The organism is Pseudoalteromonas sp. MelDa3, assembly GCF_002863625.1.
In the GTDB taxonomy this organism is placed as follows: domain Bacteria; phylum Pseudomonadota; class Gammaproteobacteria; order Enterobacterales; family Alteromonadaceae; genus Pseudoalteromonas; species Pseudoalteromonas arctica.
The window spans coordinates 1-11,179 of sequence record NZ_PJBR01000230.1; the positions used below are offsets into that span (position 1 = coordinate 1).

At 41.3% G+C, this 11,179-nt stretch carries 7 protein-coding genes and 1 pseudogene; 4 read left to right on the top strand and 4 right to left on the bottom strand.

Annotation, left to right across the window (positions count from 1 at the left end; genetic code table 11):
- Positions 1–26 precede the first annotated feature (26 nt).
- The 3 genes and pseudogenes from CXF89_RS19575 to CXF89_RS19585 all read right to left on the bottom strand — a co-directional run bounded on the left by CXF89_RS19575 (position 27) and on the right by CXF89_RS19585 (position 3,451).
- Entirely contained in the window at positions 27–644 is a 618-nt protein-coding gene (locus CXF89_RS19575) for a LysE family translocator (protein ID WP_121955534.1), read from the bottom strand.
- A gap of 71 nt (positions 645–715) precedes the next feature.
- A pseudogene (locus CXF89_RS19580) lies at positions 716–934 on the bottom strand (alpha/beta hydrolase family protein); the annotation flags it as partial.
- 54 nt (positions 935–988) lie between these two features.
- Positions 989–3,451, bottom strand: a complete 2,463-nt coding sequence (locus CXF89_RS19585) for a S9 family peptidase (protein WP_121955536.1) — start codon at positions 3,449–3,451, stop codon at positions 989–991.
- A 165-nt stretch (positions 3,452–3,616) separates the two neighbouring features.
- Here CXF89_RS19585 and CXF89_RS19590 point away from each other — a divergent pair, with 165 nt between their 5' ends.
- The 3 genes from CXF89_RS19590 to CXF89_RS19600 all read left to right on the top strand — a co-directional run bounded on the left by CXF89_RS19590 (position 3,617) and on the right by CXF89_RS19600 (position 7,181).
- Positions 3,617–4,612 (top strand): LacI family DNA-binding transcriptional regulator, encoded by a 996-nt coding sequence (locus CXF89_RS19590; RefSeq protein WP_121955537.1) that lies wholly within the window; start codon positions 3,617–3,619, stop codon positions 4,610–4,612.
- On the top strand, positions 4,609–5,838 hold the full coding sequence (locus tag CXF89_RS19595) for a glycosyltransferase (RefSeq protein ID WP_121955538.1): 1,230 nt from the start codon (positions 4,609–4,611) through the stop codon (positions 5,836–5,838). The genes CXF89_RS19590 and CXF89_RS19595 overlap by 4 nt, the downstream gene beginning before the upstream one ends.
- Positions 5,839–5,954: 116 nt before the next feature.
- A complete protein-coding gene (locus CXF89_RS19600; RefSeq protein WP_076924234.1) occupies positions 5,955–7,181 on the top strand; it encodes a threonine/serine exporter family protein in 1,227 nt (408 codons plus the stop codon).
- A gap of 244 nt (positions 7,182–7,425) precedes the next feature.
- On the opposite strand, the gene poxB is transcribed toward CXF89_RS19600, so the two are convergent.
- Positions 7,426–9,150 carry a ubiquinone-dependent pyruvate dehydrogenase gene (poxB, locus tag CXF89_RS19605; protein WP_121955539.1) on the bottom strand — a complete coding sequence of 575 codons (1,725 nt, stop codon included), beginning with the start codon at positions 9,148–9,150 and terminating at the stop codon, positions 7,426–7,428.
- A gap of 320 nt (positions 9,151–9,470) precedes the next feature.
- Here poxB and CXF89_RS19610 point away from each other — a divergent pair, with 320 nt between their 5' ends.
- Positions 9,471–11,126: an RluA family pseudouridine synthase gene (locus tag CXF89_RS19610; RefSeq protein ID WP_121955540.1), complete on the top strand. Its 1,656-nt coding sequence runs from the start codon at positions 9,471–9,473 to the stop codon at positions 11,124–11,126.
- Positions 11,127–11,179: the final 53 nt, after the last annotated feature.

Here is an 11,179-nt window from a genome sequence, read left to right on the forward strand (position 1 = left end):
TCACATTTATTATTAATCTTGAATAATTAGTCCAACGATAACCACACACCTACAGCAACCATTAAGCTACCGGCAATACGGTTCATCCATTTTATATTATCGCCACGAGCTAAAAATAAACGTAAGCTTTTACCGCCTGTTGCGTAAGCTAACATACTTAAAAACTCGGTGGTCATTATAACGCCAAGCAATACTAAAAGCTGAGGGGCTACAGCATGCTCAACACTAATAAACGGCGGTAATAACGAGATCATAAACGCCCACCCTTTAGGGTTAGCAATTGCGGTTACAAAACCTTGCGTAAATAACGACTTCCGACTTACGTCACTTGGTTTTGAGGTATCGACCGACATTTTGCCTTTGGCTCGCCACATGTTAACGCCAATATAAATTAAGTACGCACCGCCTACCCACTTTAAAATAGCGAACGCATCTGGGTAATTTAGCATTACGCTTGCAACGCCTAATACCGCAGCTATAGCAACGGTTGCTACGCCTAACAGCTCGCCTATCATCATCCATAATGTGCGGCGCACGCCAATGCTCATACCGAGTGTCATGGCAAGGGTCATACACATACCAGGCGTTATCGACACAAAAAAGAACGTAGGAATAAAAACCGCAAGTGCTGCTACATCAATCATTAATTTACTCTCATATTAAAAGCAAAAACGCGGCTATAAGTAGCCGCGTTGTTGCTTACTCATGTTTATTACTATTGCCCAGTACTTACCACGGGTTCAGTAATGACCTCTACTGGCTCTGCTGTATCATTTAGCAAATACTTATCTAACCACTGTTCTTGTTCCCACAACACATGTAATAAGCTTTTACGCGCACGGTAACCATGTGCTTCATAAGGGAGCATTACTAAGCGAGTATCTTTACCTAAACCTTTTAGCGCTGCGTACATGCGCTCACTTTGCATTGGGAAGGCTCCGCAAGATTGAGGGTGGGTCTTCTTGCACTCCACTGTATGTGTAAACATCTATTGCCCAGTACTTACCACGGGTTCAGTAATGACCTCTACTGGATTTGTTGTATCGTTTAACAAATACTTATCTAACCACTGCTCTTGTTCCCACAATACATGTAATAAGCTTTTACGTGCACGGTAACCATGTGCTTCATAAGGGAGCATTACTAAGCGGGCATCTTTACCTAAACCTTTTAGGGCTGCGTACATGCGCTCACTTTGCATCGGGAATGTTCCTGAATTAGGATCTTCCTGACCGTGGATCATTAGCATTGGTTCGTTAATTTTTTTAGCATGGAAAAACGGCGACATATTAGCGTACACACTTTGTGCTTGCCAAAAATCACGCTCTTCTCCTTGAAAACCAAACGGCGTTAATGTGCGGTTATACGCGCCACTGCGGGCAATGCCTGTTTTAAATAAATCGCTATGAGCCAATAAGTTAGCAACCATAAATGCGCCGTATGAGTGCCCTGCTATGGCAATTTTATCTTTATCGGCAATACCTTTTTTAACCAATACATCAACAGCTGCTTGCGCACTTGATACTAACTGCTTTCTAAAGTTATCGTTTGGCTCGCTGCCATCAATACCTACAATTGGCATTTTAGGGTCGTCAAACACGGCAATCCCTTTAGCAAGGTAAGGCATTGGCCCCCAATAACCAATGTAGGTAAATGCATAAGGCGATTCGCGTACTTGTGATGCTACGGCTTTATCTTTGTATTCAAGTGGGTAAGCCCACATAAGTACCGGTAACGGCCCTTGTGTTTTATCGTACCCTGGTGGTAAATAAAGCGTGCCCGAAAGCTCAACACCGTCGTCGCGTTTATAACGTAATTGCTCTTTAGTTACGCCTTTAAATGCAGGGTACGGGTGCTCAAATGTCGTTAATTGCGTTAACGTGTCTTTATCTAAATCACGTATAAAAAAGTTAGGTTGCTCAGTTTTAGATTCGCGAATAGTAATAAAGCGCTCACCTTCGTCGTCAAGCAGAGCGCGTACACGCTCGTAGTATGGCGCTTCTGATTGCCATAAACGCTTGCTGCTATTTGTTTTAACATCGTATTGGTCTAAAAACGGGATATTACCTTGCTCTGAAGCTCCATTACCGCGCAGGTAAATATAACGCCCACCTACAATTTTAATAACGTTTGCGCCTAAATCGTTGCGCTCGTAAATTGCATTACCTGGGTCTTTATACGCATCGTTATAACTACGCTCTGAAAATAGCACGCGGTTTCTGTCGGCATTTCGAGGTTGTACAACAAAGGTGCGTACTTGGCGATCGCTAAAGCGCCAGTCTGTCAGCATTGCTACGTTTTCGTTACCCCACTCAATACCAGAATAACGGCGTTCTACTTTGGCAAATAATTTAGGCTCGCGTTTAAATGGTGCACGTAAGCTGTAAACATAATCATGATGCTCAACGTCGGTTTTCATGTCGCCGCCATCTTGCGCCTGCGCCCAAATAACCTCTGCACCTTGATCGGCTCGCCATTCAAAATCGCGGCGGCCAGTGCGTACACTGTCGTAACCTTGTGGAATGTTATCGGCAAGTGGCTGTTTTGCCAGCTCTGCTAATGCATAGCCGCGCATGCCCCATATTTGCCATGTGCTTGCAAATCGGCTGTAAGGCACTTGATACGAAAACGGCTCATTAATACCCGCTACTAAAATATTGGTAGAATCAGGTGATACCGAAAACGATTTAAATAAAGAAGGGCTACCTATTGCTTGAGTATTGCCATCAAGCGTTATGTAAGCCAGTTGTCCTTGACCGTAAAACTTAAATTGTGATTCATCAAACGGGCTGGTTAATAAATTTTGGTAAGTACGTGCTGGTGCTTTTTCACCAGTACTTTGTTGAATAACAGGCACTACGTTTTGGCTGTTATTTTCAAGCTTTGGCTTACCAAAATTAACAGCAAGATTTGCAACAATGGCGCTGCTATCTGGCAGCCATTTATATGGTGAGGCAGTTAATACCGAATTTAATGCAGCGCTTGAAAGCTCTTTTGCTTGTTTAGTTTCAACGCTGTAAAGCCATAAGTTGGCTTGGGTTGGTTGCTCAACAATAAAAGCTAAATATTGACTGTTAGATGACCATTTAGGTGAGCGAATAATGCCACTAGGTAAGTTGTTAATGCTGATAACTGATCCGCTTTGAACATGCTTTAGCTCCACGGCACTAAATTTGGCACTCACACGAGAGCGCGAAAAATTAGCGGGGTTTAGCTTAATACCAGCAAGCTTAAGCTCTTCTTTTGCAAGTTCATCAAGGGTTACTACACGTTTGCGTTCAAAAAGCGCTAGCCACTGGCCATCGCTCGATAAGTAACTAGTGGGTGCTAACTTAGCGTCAACCAATGCTGCAAGTTCGGGTGAAGGGGTTTGATAGCCCTGCTCGGCGTAACTTGTTGGCACCAATGCCGCACAACAAATAAAGGCAACTAACAGCCTAAAAGCGCTCATGTTTTTATCCTTTTGTTATTTTTACTCTTATAAGCGTATATAAACACGTTTTGCTTTGTTCATAAAGTATTAAGGTAAGTTAAACACCTCTAAAAGATGACTTAATAGTGCTGATTAAGCTAAACTACAGCGCTATTTATTCACCACTGCGGTACTTAAAATACAATGCATAACAAAGCCAAATCAGTCACTATTTTTGATGTTGCAGAGCGTGCTGGTGTATCAAAATCAACCGTATCTTTGGTACTTACCCAAAGCGATAAAGTGGGCAATAAAAGTAAACAAAAAATACTAAAAGCGATTGATGAGCTTGGTTACGTTTATAATCGTGATGCCGCTGCTATGCGCTCAAAGCGCTCAAATTTAGTGGCCATAGTAATAAACGATTTAACTAACCCAACTATGGCGCAACTTGCTACCAGCCTACAACTTTTGTTAAACGAAAGTGGCCTACAAGCCATGATTGTAAGCAGTAATAATAGTCTTGAACTACAAGCAAACGCAGTTAAAAACTTAAAAGAATACAACGCTGCTGCATTTATTATTTGCCCCGTTGCAAATACTTGCCCCAAATGGCTTGATACGCTCAGCGCGCAACACAAAGTAATTACCGTAATGAGTGAAGTGCCCTTTAGCGCAGCTCCTTGCGTATTACCCGACTATAAAAAAGCCAGCCACGTAGCCAGTATGCATTTGCTCTCACAAGGCGTGACAAACATTGCATTTATAGGCAGTGAACTTACTTTAAGTGATTCACAAGCACTACAAAGTGGCTTTAATACCGCTTGCGCGCAGCACAGCATTACACCATTAGCACCCATTCACTGCGCAGTAAACACAGCCCTTAGCGCTAAAAATGCATTTATAGAAGCATATAAACACAACCCCACATTAAACGCAGTGGTGTGTGCAAACGATATTATTGCTCAAGGTATTATTGCCGCTATTAACTCATTAACTCATCACTGTATTAAAGTGGTGAGCTGCCACCATATTCCTAATAGCGCAGTTATAAATAATCACTTAACCACTGTGGCTATAAGTACAACTGATATAGCTAAGCGGTGTCTTTTAATACTGCAAGAGCTACTACAAAATACAGCCCCGCCAGTAAAAACACTGGTAAATGTAAACTTACAAATTAGAGATTCTAGCCAATGAAAAAAGTGCTGGTAATTGGCTACGTATGGCCAGAGCCAAATTCGTCTGCTGCGGGAACGCACATGATGTCGTTATTAAATGCATTTAGAGCGCAAAACTGGGACGTTGAATTTGCAACGCCCGCGCAGCGCACCGACCACATGGTAAACCTTGACGACTTCGGTATAACCAGCCAAAGCATTGCGCTAAACTGCGACAGCTTTGACGAATACGTTAAAGCCTATAATCCAGATATAGTCATGTTTGACCGTTTTATGATGGAAGAACAATTTGGCTGGCGCGTCGATAAACACTGCCCACAAGCCATTAAAATTCTCGATACCGAAGATTTACAATGTCTGCGTAACGCTCGCCACGAAGCGTTTAAAGGTGAGCGTGAGTTTACAACCAGCGATTTACACTCAGACATAGCAAAACGCGAAATTGCCGCTATTTTACGCTGCGACCTAAGCTTAATTATTTCAAGTTATGAAATGAGCCTGCTAAACAGCGTATTTAAAATAGAGCCAAGCCTATTACACCATTTACCGTTTATGGTTGATTTAAGCTCACTGCCTACAAGCACAAAAACGTTTGAGCAGCGCCAGCACTTTATGACCATAGGTAACTTTAGACACGCGCCAAACTGGGATGCTGTACTTTACCTACAAAAAATATGGCCACTTATTCGCAAGCAGCTACCAAAAGCAGAACTACATATTTATGGCTCTTACCCACCACCAAAAGCCACGGCACTAAATAACCCTAAAACAGGGTTTTTAATAAAAGGCTGGGCCGATAATGCATTTGATGTAATGCAAAGCGCACGCGTATGTTTAGCACCACTGCGTTTTGGTGCAGGCATTAAAGGTAAATTGCTTGAAGCCATGATTATGCAAACACCCAGCGTTACCACCAATATTGGCGCAGAAGGCATGCATAACGATTTACCATGGCCGGGGAAAATAGCCAACACAGCCGATGACTTTGCCAACGCTGCCATTGAAATGCACAACAATCAAAGTGACTTTGAACAAGCGCAGCAAGATGGTAATACACTCCTTAATACGCTGTACGATAAAGCCCAATTAAGCGCAGCGTTAATTAAAAAAATTGATTCAATAAGTTGCGATTTAAGCGCTCATCGCGAAAAAAACTTCACAGGCCAAATGCTCAAACATCATACAATGCGCAGCACTCAATACATGTCGCAATGGATAGCTGAAAAAAATAAAAAATTAGATTAAAAATGACTAGACACACACCAATTAGTGTTTAAAATCGCGCCCATCAAACGTGGGCAGTTTTAGCTGTATTGTCTATATTTTTAGCTTAGTTATCGCAATATTTGGTCCAAAAAGATTTGAAAACTGCAACCTTTACAGAAAAACGCAAATTTATCGTTAAATTGGGTAAAATGCTTCACAAGTATGGCACCCCAGCCTACCGCCTAGAAGCCCACCTAATGGAAGTGGCTACTTACTTAGGACTTAAATCGTCATTTGTTATGTCGCCAACCTCTGTAACGTTTGTTATTTGGACCGATGGCCACGAAGATGAGTACACCCACGTTGCACGTGTAGACCCTGGCGATCACGATTTAGGCTCACTTGCCGACACCGACGACCTTGTAAACCAAATGCTTGACGACAAGCTAAGTTTACAAGAAGTTGATGCGCAGCTAGACGCAATTTTTGTGATGCCAAACCCATATAATAAATTAACAACGGGCGTTGCCTTTGCAACTTCTGGTGGTGCGTTTGCTATGTTAATGGGTACTAGCTGGACTGATGTTATTTGGTCATCGCTGCTTACTTTAGTCGTTTATGTGTTTGTGCTTTGGTCTGGTCGCTCAAAACGCGTAGCTCACATGCTTGAGCCATTAGTTGCCATAATATCAGCAGTACTTGCATGTGCAGTAAGCGTTTATATAACGCCTGAAATAAATATACGCTTGGTAGTACTTTCGGCCATTATTGTATTTATACCCGGTTTAGCACTTGCGCTTGGTTTAGCAGAGCTTGCAGCACGGCATTTAGTGTCGGGCACAGCAAGGGTAATGGACTCGTTTATGCTGTTGTTTAAACTGTATTTTGGTGGTTTTATTGGTATAGGTATTGGCTTTGCACTCTTTGGGCAAGCCGACTTTGTACAACCAGAGCCATTACCAAAATGGACCGCATGGCTGGCTATATTTTTACTTTGTAGCAGCTTAATCGTGATTTTTAGAACCAAACTTAAGCATGCGGTTTGGTCTATTGCATCAGGCTTTATAGCGTACGGCACCAGTATTGGCTCGGCTATGTACCTTGATTACACGTTAGGTACGTTTGTAGGTGCTTTATCGGTGGGTATATTTAGTAACTTGTTTAACCGCGTTGCTAATGCGCCAGCCTCTATTGTGGCCATGCAAGGCTTAATTGTATTAGTACCAGGTAGCAAAACCTATATTGGCTTAAACTCACTAATTGAAGGCCAAGACTTTATATACGCAGAACACATAGGCCAACAAACGTTTTTAATATTTATGTCGCTTGTTGCAGGACTAATATTTGCAAACGTCGCCCTACCGCCTAAAAAGAGTTTGTAAGTGATACTGAGCGCTCGCTTTACTTTGATTGAGTAAAGCGAGTGAAACGTTAAACTAAAACAACGACCAAGTAGCAATTGATGCCAATGCTAAGTGTTTTAGCTCTTTACATCGCACTTGAGTGAGCTCAAAAGCATCGTAGTGATTCCAACACTATACTAAAAAACCTTCCATTTTAATCATATCCTACTTCTAATTTACACTTCCCTATTGAGCAAAAACACTCAATAGGGAAGTAACTTAACTAGCGTGACCAGTTAGTTTTGGCAAGCTCTACAATCTCGTTACCTTTGCCATTTATCAGCGCTTTCATCATGTAAACACTAAAGCCTTTTGCTTGCTCTAATTTGATTTGCGGCGGCATTGAAAGCTCTTGTTTTGCGGTATCGACTTCTAAAACAACAGGTCCTGAGTGATTCATCATTTCGTTCATTGCCGATGGTAATTTTTCAGGGTCGTCCACATAAATCCCTTTTAAGCCACAGGCCTCTGCAATTTTAGCAAAACTTGGGTTTTCTAAATCGGTATCGCTTGATAAAAACCCACTGGCTTTCATTTCCATAGCCACAAAACTAAGTGAGCGATTATTATAAACAACAATCTTTATTGGTAAATTAAGCTGCTTAAGTGAGATTAAATCGCCCATTAACATCGAAAAGCCACCATCGCCACACATTGCAATGACTTGGCGGTCTCTATCAACAGATTGAACTCCCATTGCCTGCGACATGGCATTTGCCATAGAGCCATGATTAAACGATCCAATTAATCTACGCTTTCCATTCATTGATAAATAACGCGCAGCCCACACTGTTGGCGTACCTACATCACAAGTAAAAACAGCATCGTCAGCCGCTTGCTCGTTTAGTAAACGCGTTAGGTATTGCGGGTGAATTAAGTTTTGCGAAGTTTTGCCACTGGCAAGTTCATCAAGATCTTGTCGAGACTCTTTGTAGTTTTTAACACATTTTTGTAAGTGCGAACTGCTCCGTTCACCTTTAATATAATCAAGCAGTGTGGTCACTGAATTTTTAGTATCCCCTAACACGCCACAGTCAATTTGCACGTGTCGCCCAAGTGACGCAGCCTGATTATCAATTTGTAATATGGTGGTATTTTCAGGATAAAAAGCACGATAAGGAAAACTAGTACCAATCATAAGTAACGTATCGGCTTCTTGCATTGCATGATAGCCCGACGCAAAGCCAATAAATCCGGTCATACCAACATCGTAAGGGTTATCGTACTCAATAAATTCTTTACCGCGCATGGCATGCACTATCGGTGCTTGTAATTTTTCGGCTAGCGCAACAATTTCGTCGTGGGCATCCTTACAACCAGCACCACACAACAAGGTTACTTTTTTACTTTTATTAAGGTGAGTCGCCATTGCTTTAATATCAGATAAAGCAGGGGTATACGTTGCTGGCTTTGGCACGTTCCATTTTGGCTTAATAGCTTTGGGCATATCTTTTAATGCAATGTCGCCAGGTAGCACAAGTACACTCACGCCTTTGTTTAGTATTGCTTGTCGCATTGCGGTTTCTAGCAGGTACGGCATTTGCTCAGGGCTCGACACCATTTCACAATATACACTGCATTCTTTAAATAATTCTTGCGGATGGGTTTCTTGAAAATAACTACTGCCAATTTCAGATGAAGGAATATGTGCGGCAATTGCTAATACCGGTACATTATTACGCTGACAATCAAATAGGCCATTAATTAAATGAAGGTTACCTGGGCCGCAAGAACCCGCACACACTGCAAGCTCCCCTGATAAATGCGCTTCGCCACCGGCTGCAAATGCGGCAACTTCTTCATGTCGCGTTCCTAGCCATTCAATTGTTCCCATTTTTCGCAGACTTTCACTAATGCCGTTAAGTGAATCGCCAGTTACTCCCCAAATACGTTTTACGCCAGCTTGTTCGAGGGTTTTAGTGATAAAACTTGCGATATTTTGACTCATAATATAGAACTCCTAAATATTCAGTTATTCTGTAAATTGATTTTTCGCCTCTGATCTATCAAGTAAGTCATCGTTTCGAAATGCGCTCAATTATTGAGAATCGATTAGCTTAAATATTTTGATAATGATAGATATATTGCTACTGAGACTTTATTAACAAACGATACTCCTAGGTTTGCTACGCCTCATACTGATACATAAAACATGAATGTCCGCTTTAAAGTGTTTATGAATATGCGGGTGCGAGATTTTTAGTGGCTTAACTATGAATATGTTATTATGCGCTCAATTATTTTACTGAATGCTTTTCTCTTACTTCTATGTCAAATTCTGCTTCGTGCTTTACATTATTTTCTCAAAATATTGATTCTTTCGCGCTTCCTGAAAAGTTTACTTTCCCTTTTTATTACGAGCCGCAACCATTAGCTGTAGCAGCCACAAAACAATTACAGCAACAACTTGAAACGTTAACGCATTTAAAAGCAGAAAATGCCGGTAAAATGTTTGGGGTTTTAGTGGTGCAAAATGCTAAGCAACAATTAGGCTTTTTAAGTGCTTATTCGGGGCAAATTGAAGGTGATAAAGCCAATATTAGCTTTGTACCGCCAGTTTCTAGCATGCAACTGCAAGACGATAGCTATTTGGCTCAAAGTAAAATAATTAACGATATTAATGCTCAAATTGAGCAATTAGAAAATAGCGAACAACTGCATGAAGTTAATAGCAAACTTGATGATGCAACACAGAGCTACCAGCAAGCACTATTAGCTCAACAGGGAGTAATGCAAGCCGGTCGCCAGCAACGTAAAATACAACGTACCGAAGGCGAATTAGAGCTTAGCGAAAGTGATTTTGAGCAGTTAAAAAATAAGCTTGCAGGGCAAAGTATCGTAGAAAAAAAGCAACTGCTGGCACTTAAAGCCTATTGGCAAAATATAATCGAGTCACTGCAGCAAACACACATCAATATTTCTGATGAAATTGCTCATTTAAAAAAACGCCGTAAAACGCTTTCTAAAAGCTTACAAAAAAAGCTATTTTCCCAGTACCAATTTTTAAATGCAAATGGTGAAACTACAGACTTAAATGCCATATTCGCAGCATTACCTGAGCACACTCCTCCTTCGGGTGCTGGCGATTGTGCAGCGCCTAAATTATTACAATACGCCTATAAGCATGGTTTAAAACCACTTGCTATGGCAGAATTTTGGTGGGGAGCAGCGCCTAAATCAGCAATTAGGCAGCATAAAAACTACTACCCTTCTTGTTACAGTAAATGCCAACCAATACTTGGGCACATGCTAAAGGGTTTAGATGTTGAAGATAACCCGCTACTTATCAACCCAGCCAAGGGTAAAGATTTAAGTATTGTTTATAAAGATGACGACTTACTTGTGGTAAATAAGCCCGCTGAGTTTTTATCTGTGCCTGGCGTTAATATTGATGACTCAGTTTATATGCGAATCAAAACGCAGTTTCCAGAGGCATCAGGCCCACTAATTGTACACAGATTAGATATGTCGACCTCAGGGTTATTGATGATTGCGCTTAATAAACGCGTGCACAAAGCACTGCAAAAGCAGTTTATTGAACGCACCATAGATAAACGTTATGTCGCGTTAGTTAATGGCAACGTAGCTGAGGATAGCGGAGTAATTGATTTACCATTAATGCTCGACTTTGATGATAAACCGCGCCAAATGGTGTGTTACAAACATGGTAAGCCATCACTTACTACCTGGCAGGTTTTAGAGCGTAACAACAACATTACTCGATTACAGTTATACCCTAAAACAGGGCGAACTCATCAATTAAGAGTGCATTGCGCGCACAGTTTAGGTTTAAACATGCCAATTATAGGCGACACACATTACGGGCAAAAAGCCGATAGATTACATTTACACGCTGAGTATTTAGCGTTTACTCACCCAATTACACTTAAACGATTAGAGTTTGAAGTAGCTGCAGATTTTTAATAAAAACACATAGCTACAACGACTATATTATACAATGTGTTGGTTTTTATTAA

Excerpts from the sequence above, each read along its gene's own strand:
- CXF89_RS19575 (WP_121955534.1), bottom strand. The coding sequence starts at position 644 with ATGATTGATGTAGCAGCACTTGCGGTTTTTATTCCTACGTTCTTTTTT.
- CXF89_RS19585 (WP_121955536.1), bottom strand. The coding sequence starts at position 3,451 with ATGAGCGCTTTTAGGCTGTTAGTTGCCTTTATTTGTTGTGCGGCATTG.
- CXF89_RS19590 (WP_121955537.1), top strand. The coding sequence starts at position 3,617 with ATGCATAACAAAGCCAAATCAGTCACTATTTTTGATGTTGCAGAGCGT.
- CXF89_RS19595 (WP_121955538.1), top strand. The coding sequence starts at position 4,609 with ATGAAAAAAGTGCTGGTAATTGGCTACGTATGGCCAGAGCCAAATTCG.
- poxB (WP_121955539.1), bottom strand. The coding sequence starts at position 9,150 with ATGAGTCAAAATATCGCAAGTTTTATCACTAAAACCCTCGAACAAGCT.
- CXF89_RS19610 (WP_121955540.1), top strand. The coding sequence starts at position 9,471 with ATGTCAAATTCTGCTTCGTGCTTTACATTATTTTCTCAAAATATTGAT.